The organism is Rhizobium indicum (assembly GCF_005862305.2).
Taxonomy (GTDB): Bacteria; Pseudomonadota; Alphaproteobacteria; order Rhizobiales; family Rhizobiaceae; genus Rhizobium; species Rhizobium indicum.
In genome coordinates, this window is the sequence record NZ_CP054021.1 from 394,604 (window position 1) to 409,463 (window position 14,860).

Consider the following 14,860-nt stretch of genomic DNA (forward strand, 5'->3'; position numbering starts at 1 on the left):
TCGGCTGTCCTGAGAGTATTACTGGGTTTCGACCTTGGTCACGTTCTCGAGACGCGTCAGCTGAGACGGATGTCCCACATATCCCTCGACCTTGCTTGACAGGACGATCGGCTCAAAGCGCTCGAAGAGCGGAAGCACCGCCGGCTTCTGTTCGACGAACATCTTCTGCATCTGAACGTAGATTTCGCCACGCTTCTTGGCGTCCGGCTCCATCGATGCCTTGGCCGTCAGGGCCGTGAGTTCCGGGATGTCCCAGGCCGAGCGCCAGACGAAATTGCCGGCATTGTTGGCTTCCTTCGAGTTGTCGGGATTGGAGGAGAACTGCTCCATCGAGCCGAGGACGTTCGGCATATAGGCGCTGGTCTGCGGGATCAGCAGATCGAAATCCCTGGCGCGATGGGCGGCGATGATTTCCGAGCCGTTGCCCTGCTGGATGTCGACCTTGATGCCGATCTGGGCAAGCGATGCCTGGATGGCGGTGGCCAGATCGATGCGCGGCGTTTGCGCGATGGTCTTCAGCGACAGCGAGAAGCCGTCCTTGAAACCTGCCTCGCTCAGCAGCTGCTTGGACTTTTCGACGTCGAGATGCCAATCGGGGTTCGGGATGGCATATTCGAAATTCTCCGGAACGGGAACGTTTCTGGCCCGGCCATAAGGGCCCATGATCGTCTTTTCGATGCCCTTGTAGTCGATGCCGTAGGCAATGGCTTCGCGAACCTTCGGGTTGGCGAGGTATTTGTTGCCGGCATTCATCGACAGCACGTAGAAACCGCCCGTCGGAATACGCTGGATGGCAAAGCCCTTCTTGTCCTGGAAGGTCGCGAGATCCGATGCGGTCAGCGCGCTGGCAATATCGATATCGCCGCGTTCGAGCATCAGCCGCTCGACCTGGCTTTCAGGCACATGCCGGACGATGACGCGGCGCATTTTCGGCGCGCCGGCCATATAATCCTTGTTGGCATCGAGGATCACCAGTTCGTTCGGAGACCAGCGATTGAGGGTGAACGGACCTGAGCCGGCCGAATGGGTTCGCATCCAGGCGTTTCCGTAGTCGTTATCGACGGCGTGGCTCTCGACCTCGACGCTGTCGACCACGCTGGTCGTCGTCGTCGTCAGCCGGTAGAGCAGAAGCTCTGCCGTCACCTGGTCGGAGAGATCGATCCGCACCGTCTGATCGTCGACGGCCTTGACGAGCTTTTCGACATTGTCCTTGTCGTAACCGACGCGCTTGAGGTTAGCGGCGGCGGCCTGGTCCATCTTCAGGAGCCGCGCCAGCGAGTAGACGACATCCTTTGAGGTGACCGGATTGCCGGAGGCGAAATTGGCCTTGCGCAACGTAAACGTGATGCCCTTGTCGTCAACTTTCCAGCTTTCCGCCAGCTGCGGAAGGATCTTGCCATCCGCTGTGCTGGCGACCAGCCGATCGTAAAGATTCGACATGATCTCGACCGCCTTGCCTTCGGTCGCCTGCTGCGGATCCAGCGACAGAACCTGCGCCAGCGATGTGCCGACCACCAGTTGGTCCTGCGGTGTGGCGGCCTGCGAGAGCGGTGCAGCGATCGTCAGGGCGCCGATCACGGCGCCGACGAACAAGCCCTTAGAAAAATGCTTCATTGTCAGTCCTCCCTAGACTACTATAAAAGACATATTATGTCGCCCGTATGTCGTATTATGATTTATCGAAGTCTGATATGATTTGCAAGACCCGAGCGGGAGACATGATGCAAAGGGATTGGGGGAACGGACAATGACGACACTCGGCGGTGGCCGGCAAAGACTGGCACAGCAGGTCATCGATCAGTTGCGGGCGCAGATCGAGACGGGGAAGCTACGGGTCGGCGACCAGCTGCCGACCGAGCCGCAGCTTGAAGCGACATTCGGCGTCAGCCGCACCGTGGTGCGCGAGGCGATAGCCGATCTGAGGTCTGCAGGCTTCGTCAAGCCGATCCAGGGCAAAGGCGTCTTCGTCGCGGATCCGAAGGCGCATTCGGTCCTTTCTTTAACGCCAGTGGAAATCAAGAGCATTCCGGAAACCCTGGAATTGCTGGAGTTTCGCATGGCCGCCGAGGGTGAAGCGGCGGCGATCGCCGCCTATCGCCGCACCGCCGAGCAGGAAGCGGCGATCCGCGAAGCCAACCGCAGAATGGCAAACCTAATCGAAACCGGACAGCAAACGGTGGAAGCGGATTATGCCTTCCACATGGCGATTGCCGCCGCCACGAACAACCGATTCTATGTCGATGTCCTGCGCCATTTCGGCCCCAGAGCCATCCCCCGCGGCCAGTTTCCGACGCTGCCTGAGGCCAATGACCGCAGCTATCTTCAGAAGGTTTATGCCGAACATGTCGAAATCCTCTCGGCAATTGCCGACCAGGATCCAGAACGCGCCCGCCAGGCAATGCGCGCCCATATGCTGGCCAGCCAGCGCCGCTACCGCATGCTTGCCGAGCAGCAATAGGGCTCGACACCCTTCGAAATTCATATTATGTCATATGACATTGTGTAATTTCGAAAGAGACTCAAATGTATCTGGGAACGCAGGTCGCAGCGCGGGATGACGACGATTATCGTATCTTCGCGCAACTGGGTGTGAAGCATATCAACGCCGACCCTCCGGGAAAGCCGAGCAGCTGGACGCTCTCCGATCTCGAGCGGCATCGCGACAAGGTCGAAAGCTTCGGCCTGATCCTCGATATGATCCAGTTGCCCCTGCCCTCGCAGCCGATCGAGAAGGCTTCCTATCCCGATATCCTGCTTGCCGGCCCCGAGCGCGACAGACAGATCGACGCCGTCTGCAAGCTGATCGAGAATGCCGCAGCCGCAGGCATTCCTGCGGTGAAGTACAATCTCAACCTGATCGGCATTCCCCGCACGCCGGATGAACCGGGACGCGGCGGATCGCTGAATGCCAGCTTCCGCTGGGACAAGACGGACCAGCAGGCCGAGCCCGGTCTTGCCGGCGTGCTTTCCGAGGACGAAAACTGGGAGCGGATCGACTATTTCCTGGAACGCGTCGTTCCCGTTGCTGCAAGCAACCGCGTCCGGCTCGCCTGCCATCCGCACGATCCCTATACGCCGCCAGGTTATCGCGGCGTCACGCGGGTGCTGGGCACGGTGGAAGGCCTGAAGAAATTCGTGCTGATGCACGAAAACCCGTATCACGGCCTCAATTTCTGCCAGGGTTCGATCGGCGAGATGCTGGAAAATCCCGGCAAGGAAATCGACGATGTCATCCGCTGGTTCGGCCAGCGCGGCAAGATCTTCAATGTTCACTTCCGCAACATTCGCGGCGGCAAGCTGTCCTTCATGGAGACCTTCCCTGAAGAAGGCGACATGGACATGGTCCGCTCGGCCAGGATCTATAAGGAGGTGGGCTTCAAATACATGTTGATGCCCGACCATGTGCCGACCGTCAGCGGCAAGGATCCGACCGCCACCGCATTTGCCTTCTGCTACGGCTATATCGCCGCACTTCTGCAAGTGCTCGAAAGCGAGTGAGCCGGTTTTCAACACGTCAAGAATAGGACTTCATGATGAACCCGATTGAATTGAAGAAGGCCGTCGGTAGTGGTCTCCTGTCGTTTCCGGTTACCCATTTCGACGATCAACTCAAATTCGACGAAGCCAAATACCGCCGTCATGTCGAGTGGCTTTCCGGTTATGACGCTGCAGCGCTGTTTGCCGCCGGCGGCACCGGGGAGTTCTTCTCTCTCAACCCGGCCGAAATTCCGCAGGTTGTCCGGGCGGCCAAGGCGTCGGCGGGCAAGACGCCGATCATTTCGGGAACCGGCTACGGCACATCGCTCGCCATCGAAATCGCAGTCGCGGCCGAGAAGGCCGGCGCGGACGGACTGCTGCTGTTGCCGCCTTATCTGATGTTTGCCGAACAGGCGGGTCTCATCGCCCATGTCAAGGCAGTCTGCCAATCGGTCGGCATCGGCGTCATTGTCTATAATCGCGACAACGCCGTCCTGACCGCCGACAGCATCGCGCGCCTGGCGGAGGAATGCCCGAACCTGATCGGCTTCAAGGACGGCGTCGGCGATGTCGACAAGGTGATCGAGATCACCACGCTGCTTGGCGACCGCCTCGTCTATGTCGGCGGCATGCCGACCCACGAGGTTTACGCCCAGGCCTATTTTGCCGCAGGCGTGACGACCTATTCATCGGCCGTTTTCAACTTCGTGCCCGCGCTCGCCCAGCGCTTTTACGGCGCCTTGCGCACCGGCGATCAGGCGACTGTCGATGAGATCCTCAAGGGCTTCTTTTTCCCCTTCGTCGCCTTGCGCAATCGCAAGAAGGGATATGCCGTCTCGATCATCAAGGCCGGCCTTCGTGTCCTCGGGCAGAACCCCGGCCCCGTACGCCCGCCTCTGACGGACCTTACCCAGGACGAACTCGCGCTGCTGGAAAAGATCGTCCAGGCCAACGGCGTCACACGGATCGCGGCGGAATAAAATATCGCGGCAGTAGGCCGCCGGGGTGGCCCGGCGGCTGTCCGGTTCGCACGGACATCGGCACGGCTTGGGTAGACGACCGCTATGGGGCCGGAAGCGGCGCATCTGTTATCGGGGCGAGTTCAGCAGAAGCTGCCATTCGGCATTCGACCCCACGTCGGACATTCGCCGCGTTATAATCTGGTATGCATTGCGCCGGATCTACACACTCATCGATCCTGCTAAGTTGTCGATTTGGCATTCATGGGCGCAAAACCAAACTGTGCCTTGAAGGCTCGGCTGAAGGCTGCTTCGGAATCATAGCCCACTTGCCGGGCGACCGACCCAACCTTGGCATCAGGCTGGCGCATCAAGCCCAAGGCGAGCGTCAGCCGCCAGCGGCTGTGGTAGGCAAGTGGCGCTTCTTTCACCAATGCTGTAAATCGCGCCGCGAAGCCGGACCGGGACAGGCCCGCCACGCGAGCCAGATCGAGCACGGTCCAGCGCCGATAAGGCTTGTCGTGGATGGCCTTGAGCGCGCGGCTGATGCGCGCATCCCCGAGCGCTCCAAGCCAGCCGACATTGCCGCCCCGCTCGATCCGCACCCAGCTCCGCAGGATACTGATCACCAGTACGTCGATCAGCCGTGAAATCATGATGGACGCGCCGGGATACACGTCCTGGGCTTCCTTCATCATGAAGTAGCCAAGCCCCTCGGCCCATCCGGCGGTCTCGCCGCTGGCTTTTGGAATGTGAATGACCGACGGCAGTGCCGATACGAGCCAGGGCACGGAAGCGCTTTCGAACCGAAAGGCTCCAGCGATAAGCTTGGTCTGTTGGCCGCCTCCGCCGTGGGAGACATTGAGTTTTTCGGCGGTAACCTGCGCCGCCATCAGGGCTGCCAAGTCAGCTTCAGTTGCACACTCGCCATCGCTCAAGCCGTGCCCAAGGCCTCTCGGCAGCATGATCAGATCGCCGGTTGCCACCTGCAAGGCATGGCCCTGATCGTTCACAACCGTCAGGCCCCCTTCGAGCACGATGAAGAAATAAGCCGCTCCTGGATGAAAGCGTAGCGCCCATGGTTGCCTGAGCTCGACTGTAAAGACGATTTCGCCATGCAGGCTGACCATGGCCAAAATCTGGGAAAGCAGATCCACCCGAGAGGCGAGCATGATCGCATTTTTGGACGACGGAGCATGCATTGCGGGGCTCTGGTCATGGTGATCCATCTCGGCAAGCCCTAGTTTGGTTTTGTCTTCAATGAGGAATTATCTGGCAGTTCAGGTGTTTGCGCGAAGGCAAGGCCATCCCGGTCTTCCTGCCGTCGTGTAGCCGACAGCATTGCAGATTATCCGAATTAAGCAATCGCGCTGATGCGCTCTATAGGAGCTCCAAATGAAATCTCTTCTCATGTCCGCCCTAATGCTGACGACCGCCATGCTTGGTGCTGCACCCGCAAGGGCCCAGCCGGCTCTCCCGGATCAGACAATTAAGAATATCGTTCTTGTCCACGGCGCCTTCGTCGACGAAACCAGTTGGGACGGCGTCGCTGCAATCCTGACCGCCAAGGGCTACAAGGTGACTGCGGTGAAGAACCCGTTGACCTCGCTTGCTGACGACGTCGCTGCCACCAATGCGGTGCTGTATGCGCAAAATGGCCCGGTTGTCCTGGTGGGCCATTCCTGGGGTGGCGTGGTGATCGGCGAGGCGGGCGACAACGCCAAGGTGGCATCACTCGTCTATGTCTCGGCCTTTGCGCCCGAGAAAGGTGAAACCATCACAGCATTGGCAGCCAGCGGTCCGGCAACCCCCGGAGCGGCGGCCATTCGGCCCGACGCAAAGGGTTACTTGAGCATCGATCCTGCAGTATTCCCCAGTGCAGTGGCGGGCGACCTGCCCAAGAAGATCGGTGAACATCTGGCAGCGCACCAGATGCCGATCAACCATACTGCCTTCGATGCGCCTGCTGAGGTCGCGGCATGGCACGACAAGCCAAGCTGGTACGTCCTGAGCTCCAAGGACCTCGTCCTTGACCCCCACGCACAGGCTTTCTTTGCCGAACGGATGAAGGCCAAGGTGACGACAGTCGAGGGTAGCCACGCCTCGCTGGCCTCGCACGCCAAGGAAGTGGCTGCGGTCATAGAAGCGGCCGCAGGAGCAAAGTAGCCCTCGTCAACCGATGCTATCGCCCGCCTAGCGGTGGTCGGTAGCATCGATGTGCAACGATCCCAGTTCGCAGGGTCGCACTCGCAGCGCTGACCCCTTGTCACTGGCAACACTGTGATAATGGCGACTTTCAAACTGGCCGTCTTAACGCGTCTCCGACCGCGGCGAATAGCTCGAGCAAAGCCCCCCTGCCCACGCGCCATGGCCTCGGACAGCGCCGCACGGGAAACCGCCGGAATAGGACTCAGCCATCACGCCTCCTCACCCGCCCATCATAGCGGTTGCGTGGTAGCGCACGGCACCGCACTGGCAGCCGCCGCTCACCTCTGGAAAGGAACGGCTATCCCTATCGCTGCCTCGACACCGACGTCGACCACGGTGCACGGGCGGCAATGGGGTCATTCCATGCCGATGTCGATAGCCTGCGATCGTTGTTCTCAATGGCGTCAGCGTGCTCACTCAACCGACCAACCATGATCTTGTCGAGGCTCTCGGGATCACGGAGCGGCTGAACTCTTCGCATACATATGACGTGGTTATCGTGGGTGCCGGGCCATCCGGTCTCGCCGCGGCGGTCTACGCCGCATCCGAAGGACTGAACACGCTGGTCATAGAGGCAGTTGGGCCTGGCGGACAGGCGGGCACGAGTTCGCGCATCGAGAACTATCTCGGATTTCCAATGGGTATTTCGGGACAGGATCTTGCCCGGCGAGCGCAAATACAGGCTCAGAAGTGCGGCGCACGTTTCGCCGTCGCCGAGGCGGCGCGGCGTCTCGATTGCACCTTGCTATCCGTTTGGGCGAAGGATCAGTCGTGGTCCACTCGATCCACGGCTGGCTGACGCACAATCCGGTGAACCGCGAAACAGCGGATCAATCGGTGGCCGTCTGAGAAAGAACCGGGCAAGCCGCTAAGAACTCCAGATGCGACCGAAATTCTGCAGCTCCGTCAGGAGGTTGCGGGCTCTTTGCAAGTCAGGCGTATCGAACCCATCCATGAACTGACCATACACTGGCTCAAGAACGCTCCTGGCCGCGTCGATCCGCGTTTGGTCCCGCAGCAGGGCCGCAAGATCTGTGGCACCACGGATCCGCCAAGCCCACGCACCGTTTTCTTCTGCGGCTTGCAAGGATTGCCGCAAGGTGACTTCCGCTTCTTCGTCGCGCCCGACCGATCGCTCCTTGACAGCCCGAAGGCGGAGCAATTCGGGCACCATCGAACGTTGCGGTCCGATGTCGAACAAATAGTCGAGAATACGTACTGCTTCGTTCATATGTCCGATCGCATAAAGGGCGCGGATCAGAAGTGCATAGTAGGCATGACGACCCAACTGCCGAAGGCCGGTGCGGAGTTCGTCGAACGCTGACATGGGGCCATCCGGATCAAGCCGAGCGCCCGAAAGCACGTAAAGTGCTTCTGCGTAGCAGTTGGCCACCGGGATCCACGTCGGCATGCCGTTACGATAAATCGTATCCTTCAGTCGCTCGGCGTAGTGGATCGCCAGCGTCCATTCCTGACATTCGCTTAGAATGAAAAGCGCTCCGTGGGTGTAGCATGAGACGAGGGTCCATCCATGATGAGCTTCCAGAGCTTCTTGTGCGCAAATCTTAACTGTATTCAGACCCGTCCCGGGTCTGACAGAGCCCAGCCACTGCAAAGCGCCCAGTGTCGTTTCGCTCCTGATCTTCGGATCAAGATCAAATCGAGAAGCCGTACCGTCGGAAAAGCCCCGCACCTCCCGACTCAACCTCTCCATCCTGGCTATCGCGGGCGGGTACTGGCAGTGTATGATCTCCAATTCCGTAAGAAGGATCTCGTGCTCCCACTGCGCGGAGCGATTGTTAGAGCGCGTTGCGACACGCTTCAACTCCTTGAGAATCTTCCGAACCTCGGTCTGGTTGCCAGGCAGGAGCCGATATCGCGCCAAGGCACCCAAGGCCTGGCATTCGGCATATGTATCGCGGATCTTGCGTGATAACTGGATTGCGGTTTCAAAGGTCTCAATGGCCTTCTCCGCATCGGCTGATATATAGCTGCTCACTGCCGCAAGCCCGACGAGCAGCTTGAGCTTCAGGGCTCGATCATCGCAGCCGAGGCGATCGAACTCGGCGAGCGCCTGTTCGCAGTTCCTGCGGGCCTCTTCGCTCAACGACAATTCATGCCACAGTGGCAATCCCGATGCCACCAACTGCATGCCAAGCAGCGGATCGGCGCGAAGAAAGAGTGCCCAACCGATGGCCCTGCGCAAATCGTCCGCACGACTGGCGTAGGCGATATGCCACTGCCGCGTCGAAAGTCTTGCCTGGTCGGCATTCACACGAGCGAAGATGTCCAGCACAAGTCGGGCGTGGGCCTGAGATACAGCGGTCAGTTCCCCCGCGGCTTCCAGCAGATTGCCTGCGAATGCTCGAGTACTGTCGAGAAGCCGGTATCGCATCCCACCTGACATTTGTTCGACGCTCAGCATCGACTTGGCGCGCAGGCCGGCAATGGCATCAAAGACGACGGTTGGATCCAAACCCGAGTGGACAACGATGCTGACAACCTCATCCATATCGAACGTGCCCATGAAGATCGAGGTGGCGCGCAACACGGATGCCTCGCTCTTCGTTAGGAGTGCGTAGCTCCACTGCATCGTCGCAAGCAGAGTCTGTTGACGAAGTGGTCCCTCCTGGTCAGGTCCGACTAGCGTGGCGAAACGATCGTCAAGTTCTTTGAGAACATCAGCAGCACTTCGGCTTCCGAGCCGGGATGAGATAAGTTCTATGGCGAGAGGCGATCCATCGAGCAGCCTGCAGATCTTGGCAACCGCAGATGCATCTCCATCCTCCATGTTGTATTTCCCTTTCTCGGACGCTCGCTCGACGAGAAGTTGTGGCGCGGAATAACGGAGGACTTGTTCGGGCGTGTAGATATGGTCAGGCGGCGGCACCTCCAGAGGAGCAAGCCAGAAGACCTCTTCTCGCTTCGCGCGGAGAGCCTGGCGGCTCGTCGCAACGATCCTGACGTCACTAGTGTTCACAAGAATGACATCGCAAAGATGCGCAACGGCATTGAGCACATGCTCGCACGTGTCCAGCAATAGCAAGGTCTTCCTTCGAGCGAGGATGGATGAGATCGCGTCGAGGCGATCCTGGCTACCTGAACTGATGCCGAGCGCAGCCGCAACTGAAGGGATAACGAATTCCTCGCCGGCCACTCGGGAGAAATCTATGAAGGTGATGAGATCTCCCTCTTCGTCTTCGAGCAGTTGCACTGTGGCGACTGCAACCGTTGTCTTGCCGATGCCCCCGGGGCCAACGATCGTCGTCAGCCGGTTGGCGGCAATCCTAGCTCGCAATTCAGCGATTTCGGCATCCCGTCCGATAACCGTGGCCAATTCGGGAAATCGGGTGTTTGCCACAACGGGCAGATCCGCAATTTTTGGGATTTCTCCGGTAATGACCTGATCGGTCAGCCGGTAGCCGCGGCCTACGAACGTCCTGATATAGTCTTCTGTTGGAGTGTATTCCCTCAGTGCCCGCCTAAGCGAAGCGATTGTCACTTTCAGATTGGCTTCATGGACAAAGATGCCGGGCCACGCGGCATTATACAGCTCCTCCTTATATACCAACTCACCCTTCTTCCGGGCCAAGGTCACGAGCATCTCCATTGCCCGACCGCCAAGCTGAACCTCTTCGGCACCGCAAAACAAACGGCGATGCTCCCCGTGAAGGCGAAAGGGACCAAATGCCACCACATCATCCGGTTCCGTCGGTACCATGTGTTCCTCTTAGCGTGCTGATGATCGACCTGGCGCAAGAATGATATCAATGTCACTATCGCGCGGGTGGACGCGGCATCTCAACATCACTCTAAGCTAACGAACACGGGAGGGTCTGCCTCCCACCTGTGGGCCTGTCGGACGAACTTACCCCAGTTGCCTCATTTTTACGGGCCGCGCCACCGCTCGCCGTTAAGTCTTTCCTCAACGGAACACCCGATGCTTGGATCTTCAAATCAATAAACAACGTCGCCGCACAGGTCTGCTCGTCAGTGCCTCCGTCGCGCGCAACTGGTTGCAGCCTGTAAAATCTCGGACCGCCGGCGCGAAGTTTTCTGCCGCGGCAAACCATCCCACGCCAATATTTACCGGATTTTACCTCCCAACGGGAGCGAACTCTTATAATATTGAAGCTGAATATGGATTGACTGCCCTACGAGTGCAAAACCATTGAGGGGAACCAATATGGGCTCTCACGCTAGGAACGGCTATTTCGGGTTCGGACCATATCGCTTGAATCCTGCTGCAAGAGTTCTCCGGCGAGGCGACGATCTGCTTGCGATAGGCAGCCGCGCCTTCGATATCCTTGCCGCTCTCGTTCAAAATCATGGACGGGTCCTCTCTCACGCGGAGCTCATGGCATTCGCATGGCCCGGTCTCCACGTCGAAGCCTCCAACATAAGAGTGCAAATGACGCATCTGAGGCGCGAAATCGGCTGTGGCGAAAACGGCAATCGCTATATCGTCAGCGTGGCGGGCCGCGGCTACAGCTTCGTCGCCCCCGTCATATGGGAAGAGGCGTCCGAGCCGGAGGACAGGTATGCGCCCTTGAGCTGCTCAGGTTTGCTGCAATGGATCTGACGGCGCAACGAATACCTCTTTTCCGCCTCGTTTGAGCCACCCTATCGGCCGAGACGAGAATATTTCCAAACTTTCGCAGATGGTGGCTGAGCGCCGCTTCGTGACCGTTGTGGTTGCAGGAGGGGTCGGCAAGACGACTCTGGCCATCTTGGTGGCGCACGCCCTCCACATGTTTGACCATGCGTGTTTTGTCGATCTCGGCATCATCGATGATGAAACGGCCGTCTTGGAAGCGGTAGCCTCGGCTCTGGAGGCCCTTTTCAGCAAGCGATGCCATCGGCGACATCATCTTGTCAAACGGGATTGCGGCGAAGGCTCCGAGAGGAAAGCCCGAATAGAAGGTTGTCCAACACGCGGCCAAGCACGGCAAAATCGCAGGATTTAACCACAATTAATATGCGTTCGAGGCTGGGTTGGTCGATTATTTCCCGTATCGCCATCGAGATCAATGATCGGAGAACGTCGCATGTCCCGAAACCTTGGACTTATCTTCAGCGCCCTGGTGGCGTTCGCAAGCACATCTCCCGCCGCGGTCGCTGCGGATCTCAAAGCCAAGACCGTTGTCCTTGTTCACGGCGCTTTCGCCGACGGATCGTCCTGGCAGAAAGTCATCCCTCTTCTGGAAAGGGCCGGATTGAAAGTTGTCGCCGTCCAAAATCCGTTGGAGTCCCTGGAGAGCGACGTGGCTTTCACCAAGCGCGCGATCCGCGATGCCGAAGAACCCATCGTACTCGTCGGTCATTCGTGGGGCGGCGTAGTCATCACGGAGGCGGGTGATGACCAGAAGGTGAGATCCCTGGTCTACGTAGCTGCCTACGCGCCTGATGCCGGTCAATCGCTGGTCGATGTCGCCTCCAGGTACCCTGACCAGGAAAGCCGGAAGACATTCGTCAAGGACGAGGATGGGTATCTGAAGATAAGCGATGACGGCATTTCCAGGTATTTCGCGGCCGGCCTCTCCCCGGACGAGCAGAGGCTCGTTGCCGTCGTGCAGGGACGTTTCCATGTGCGTGCCACCACCACGCCCGTCAGCCATGCCGCCTGGCGTGACAAACCGTCTTTCATGGTCGTGGCAACGCAGGACCAGATCATCGCTCCCCAGATGCAAAGGGATCAGGTGAAATCTGCAAAGGCGGAGATGATCGAGGTACCTTCCGGCCACGTGGCGATGCTCTCCCACCCCGAAGAGGTAGCGGATCTCATTGTGAAGGCGGCCCAATAGGTGGCAAGGGCGAGCACGCCTCTTTCCCTTGGGGCGAAACAACTGAAATCCGGATCGAGAACGGCGAATAAGACGATGCCACCCCTCGTTATAGCCTTACGCTTCGAAGCGAAGTGGGTGCTTACGGAAGGCGAGGCCAAGGTGACATCCCTGAAGGGTTCTACCATCGTGACCATCCGCCGTACCGCACCCATTAACCACATCAAATAAGGAGGACTCTATGAGCAAAGGTAAAGTTCTTGTGGTGGGGTCGAATGCCACCCGGATTGAAATTCAGGGCGGTGGAACTGGCCCAACCGGCCAATATCTCAACGAAACCGTGGTGCCAGCCATGGCTCTTGTTGCCGCCGGATACGAGATCGTGTTGGCAACGCCCGACGGAACCAAGCCGCACATCGATCCCGTGTCGGACGCGGCACAGCATTTTGACGGCAACGAAGCTGCTCACAAGCGCGGGCGCGACTTCTTCGACGACCATCGGGCGATGAACGATGCCAGGACATTGAGATCAGTCATCGAAAACGGGATCGATGGTTATGCCGGCGTCTTCGTACCCGGCGGTCAGGCACCGGTCGTCGATCTTATGCAGGATGCCGATCTCGGCGAGATCCTCCGCCGATTTCATGCTCGCCGGAAGCCCACGGCCTTTCTTTGCCACGGGCCGATCGGCTCGCTGGCCGCACTGCCGCACGCAAAGGAATATCGGGCCGCCCTGATTGCTGGTGATGTTTCGAAAGCGTCTGAACTCGCCAGGGGCTGGCAGTATGCCGGTTATAAGATGACGGTGTTCTCCGCCAGTGAGGAGAAACCGATCGAAGAACAGGTCCTTCACGGCAAGCTCTATTTCAACATGCCAGACGCATTGCGCATGGCGGGTGGCGACGTCACGACTAACCCGGTCGACTTCTCCCCCCATGTGATAGAGGACCGCGAGCTGATCACAGGCCAAAATCCGCGATCGGATCATCCTCTTGCGGCGAAACTGGTCGAGGCCCTCAACCGGGTGACGGTTTCGGCGTGATCTGATGGAACGCGGCATGGAAGGTGATGGCGTGCCTTCTATGCCGTTGTCCCGACCCGCAACGTCTCGTCCGCCCAAGCGAGTTACCTAATGCATTCCATCAGGAACCTTCTGTATGACACAGTCGCCGACCAAGATCACAGCCATCCTGACAGCTCATCTCGGCAAGGCCGTCGAGTTACGAGCATTGCTTGTTGGCATGGCACCGCTTTGCCGCGCCGAACCCGGCAATCTGCGCTGGGATGTCTGGTGCGACCGGGCGCATGGCGAGCGATACGTGCTCGACGAACTCTATCTGGACGCCGCCGCCGTCGAGGTGCATCGCATGACACCTCATTATCAAGCCTATCTGGCCGAGATTCCCAAAATGGCAGAGAGAACGGTCTGGGTGCTGGAGGCGGTAGAGGTCAAATAGTTCTCAGCAACACGACAGCACCGCCGCGGCCTATCGGTGCGATTCGAACGCCTACATTTAAGCTGTCATTTGGCGGTCAAACGAACCCCAACGATGTCCGCTTGTAGGGTGGGCCCAACGCGCCGTAGACGACCGATATGAGGGCGCAAAGCAGCCGCAGCCCATGGCTACTGTCGGACCACGGCCGTCATTCGTCCCCATTTAGGATTTCGTCCAAAGTATCTTCATCAGAGACGTCTTCGTTGCCAAAAACGCGATATCTCAACATGATCATCGTCGAAAACAGAAATCTCGACACGCTCTCCAACCACTGTGGCCGTCATGTCTATCGTGTCAGGACGATATCCGATGAAATAGTGGACTTTCGCATCATCGAGCCGTTTTAAACCCCGAATACTTTCGACATCGGCGGCCTCCTTCGGACTTGCCTTGCTAGATCACCATTTCGCGCAAATCGCGGATAATTCCGCCGGGGCCGTCCTCGGCTGCAGCGTCTACGCCAATCTTCGTTAGCCAGCACCACATGCTGACCCGGTGGAAAAGAGTGTAGAGCCGAAGCGCCCTTTCGGTGTCCGGGTGATCGATCGAGCCGTAACCTTCCAAAATTGGCTGGTAGCTGCGCGGGTCTTCATGTGCAGAGCAGAAAAGCGCCTTGGCCAAGTCGAAGAGCTTGTCCGCAGCGCGTGCGTTTCCGAAATCGACAAGCCCACTCAACTCAAGTCCGCCAGCCTTGCCACGCAACGCTAACACATTGCCCTGATGAAGATCGTCGTGGGCGAGGACTGCACCGTCGCTTGCGTCAAAAAGATCGAAGCTGCCTTGGGCAAATCGTTGCAGAGGACGTGCCAGCTCGGGGTCGCCGCCAAGGTTGCGAAACCGCCGAAACACGTCGTCAAACGCCGGTTCGTGGGTGTCGGTTTGTCGATGCCCTGGCCATGCACGTAGCCATAAGCAGGCATCGGCACCGCATGAATGC

General features: G+C 58.8%; 13 protein-coding genes. 9 read left to right on the forward strand and 4 right to left on the reverse strand.

Annotated features, from left to right (window positions below; translation table 11 throughout):
- Window positions 1–18 precede the first annotated feature (18 nt).
- Entirely contained in the window at window positions 19–1,614 is a 1,596-nt protein-coding gene (locus FFM53_RS01865) for an ABC transporter substrate-binding protein (RefSeq protein WP_138389235.1), read from the reverse strand.
- A gap of 133 nt (window positions 1,615–1,747) precedes the next feature.
- Between FFM53_RS01865 and FFM53_RS01870 the strand changes: the two genes are divergently transcribed.
- From FFM53_RS01870 to kdgD, 3 genes are all read left to right on the forward strand, one after another.
- Window positions 1,748–2,458: a FadR/GntR family transcriptional regulator gene (locus tag FFM53_RS01870; RefSeq protein WP_064249988.1), complete on the forward strand. Its 711-nt coding sequence runs from the start codon at window positions 1,748–1,750 to the stop codon at window positions 2,456–2,458.
- 65 nt (window positions 2,459–2,523) lie between these two features.
- Window positions 2,524–3,498, forward strand: a complete 975-nt coding sequence (locus tag FFM53_RS01875) for a mannonate dehydratase (RefSeq protein WP_138329517.1) — start codon at window positions 2,524–2,526, stop codon at window positions 3,496–3,498.
- Window positions 3,499–3,530: 32 nt separating this feature from the next.
- The gene (kdgD, locus tag FFM53_RS01880) at window positions 3,531–4,457 is read left to right on the forward strand and encodes a 5-dehydro-4-deoxyglucarate dehydratase (RefSeq protein ID WP_138329518.1); all 927 of its coding nucleotides are present in this window, start codon (window positions 3,531–3,533) and stop codon (window positions 4,455–4,457) included.
- A 221-nt stretch (window positions 4,458–4,678) separates the two neighbouring features.
- On the opposite strand, the gene FFM53_RS01885 is transcribed toward kdgD, so the two are convergent.
- Entirely contained in the window at window positions 4,679–5,665 is a 987-nt protein-coding gene (locus FFM53_RS01885; protein ID WP_246413062.1) for an AraC family transcriptional regulator, read from the reverse strand.
- A 166-nt stretch (window positions 5,666–5,831) separates the two neighbouring features.
- On the opposite strand from FFM53_RS01885, the gene FFM53_RS01890 reads away from it, so the two are divergent.
- Together FFM53_RS01890 and FFM53_RS01895 are read left to right on the forward strand one after the other, a co-directional pair.
- Window positions 5,832–6,602: an alpha/beta hydrolase gene (locus FFM53_RS01890; protein WP_138329519.1), complete on the forward strand. Its 771-nt coding sequence runs from the start codon at window positions 5,832–5,834 to the stop codon at window positions 6,600–6,602.
- A 451-nt stretch (window positions 6,603–7,053) separates the two neighbouring features.
- On the forward strand, window positions 7,054–7,443 hold the full coding sequence (locus FFM53_RS01895; RefSeq protein ID WP_246413064.1) for an NAD(P)/FAD-dependent oxidoreductase: 390 nt from the start codon (window positions 7,054–7,056) through the stop codon (window positions 7,441–7,443).
- A 69-nt stretch (window positions 7,444–7,512) separates the two neighbouring features.
- Here the strand turns inward: FFM53_RS01895 and FFM53_RS01900 are convergent, their stop codons facing one another.
- Entirely contained in the window at window positions 7,513–10,365 is a 2,853-nt protein-coding gene (locus FFM53_RS01900) for an ATP-binding protein (protein ID WP_138389236.1), read from the reverse strand.
- Window positions 10,366–10,830: 465 nt separating this feature from the next.
- Here FFM53_RS01900 and FFM53_RS36205 point away from each other — a divergent pair, with 465 nt between their 5' ends.
- The 4 genes from FFM53_RS36205 to FFM53_RS01920 all read left to right on the forward strand — a co-directional run bounded on the left by FFM53_RS36205 (window position 10,831) and on the right by FFM53_RS01920 (window position 13,884).
- On the forward strand, window positions 10,831–11,226 hold the full coding sequence (locus FFM53_RS36205) for a winged helix-turn-helix domain-containing protein (protein WP_246271004.1): 396 nt from the start codon (window positions 10,831–10,833) through the stop codon (window positions 11,224–11,226).
- A gap of 466 nt (window positions 11,227–11,692) precedes the next feature.
- Window positions 11,693–12,448 (forward strand): alpha/beta fold hydrolase, encoded by a 756-nt coding sequence (locus FFM53_RS01910; protein WP_138329521.1) that lies wholly within the window; start codon window positions 11,693–11,695, stop codon window positions 12,446–12,448.
- Between the two features lie 220 nt (window positions 12,449–12,668).
- Window positions 12,669–13,469 carry a type 1 glutamine amidotransferase domain-containing protein gene (locus tag FFM53_RS01915; RefSeq protein ID WP_138389237.1) on the forward strand — a complete coding sequence of 267 codons (801 nt, stop codon included), beginning with the start codon at window positions 12,669–12,671 and terminating at the stop codon, window positions 13,467–13,469.
- A gap of 115 nt (window positions 13,470–13,584) precedes the next feature.
- Window positions 13,585–13,884, forward strand: a complete 300-nt coding sequence (locus tag FFM53_RS01920; protein WP_138329523.1) for a putative quinol monooxygenase — start codon at window positions 13,585–13,587, stop codon at window positions 13,882–13,884.
- Window positions 13,885–14,316: 432 nt separating this feature from the next.
- On the opposite strand, the gene FFM53_RS36800 is transcribed toward FFM53_RS01920, so the two are convergent.
- Window positions 14,317–14,772, reverse strand: a complete 456-nt coding sequence (locus tag FFM53_RS36800) for a phosphotransferase (RefSeq protein WP_281385575.1) — start codon at window positions 14,770–14,772, stop codon at window positions 14,317–14,319.
- Window positions 14,773–14,860: the final 88 nt, after the last annotated feature.

What these genes read in the sequence shown, in the direction of transcription:
- FFM53_RS01875 (WP_138329517.1), top strand. Translation starts at nt 2,524, where the DNA reads ATGTATCTGGGAACGCAGGTCGCAGCGCGGGATGACGACGATTATCGT.
- FFM53_RS36205 (WP_246271004.1), top strand. Translation starts at nt 10,831, where the DNA reads ATGGGCTCTCACGCTAGGAACGGCTATTTCGGGTTCGGACCATATCGC.
- FFM53_RS01870 (WP_064249988.1), top strand. Translation starts at nt 1,748, where the DNA reads ATGACGACACTCGGCGGTGGCCGGCAAAGACTGGCACAGCAGGTCATC.
- FFM53_RS01865 (WP_138389235.1), bottom strand. Translation starts at nt 1,614, where the DNA reads ATGAAGCATTTTTCTAAGGGCTTGTTCGTCGGCGCCGTGATCGGCGCC.
- FFM53_RS01910 (WP_138329521.1), top strand. Translation starts at nt 11,693, where the DNA reads ATGTCCCGAAACCTTGGACTTATCTTCAGCGCCCTGGTGGCGTTCGCA.
- FFM53_RS01915 (WP_138389237.1), top strand. Translation starts at nt 12,669, where the DNA reads ATGAGCAAAGGTAAAGTTCTTGTGGTGGGGTCGAATGCCACCCGGATT.
- kdgD (WP_138329518.1), top strand. Translation starts at nt 3,531, where the DNA reads ATGATGAACCCGATTGAATTGAAGAAGGCCGTCGGTAGTGGTCTCCTG.
- FFM53_RS01885 (WP_246413062.1), bottom strand. Translation starts at nt 5,665, where the DNA reads ATGGATCACCATGACCAGAGCCCCGCAATGCATGCTCCGTCGTCCAAA.
- FFM53_RS01900 (WP_138389236.1), bottom strand. Translation starts at nt 10,365, where the DNA reads ATGGTACCGACGGAACCGGATGATGTGGTGGCATTTGGTCCCTTTCGC.
- FFM53_RS01890 (WP_138329519.1), top strand. Translation starts at nt 5,832, where the DNA reads ATGAAATCTCTTCTCATGTCCGCCCTAATGCTGACGACCGCCATGCTT.
- FFM53_RS01920 (WP_138329523.1), top strand. Translation starts at nt 13,585, where the DNA reads ATGACACAGTCGCCGACCAAGATCACAGCCATCCTGACAGCTCATCTC.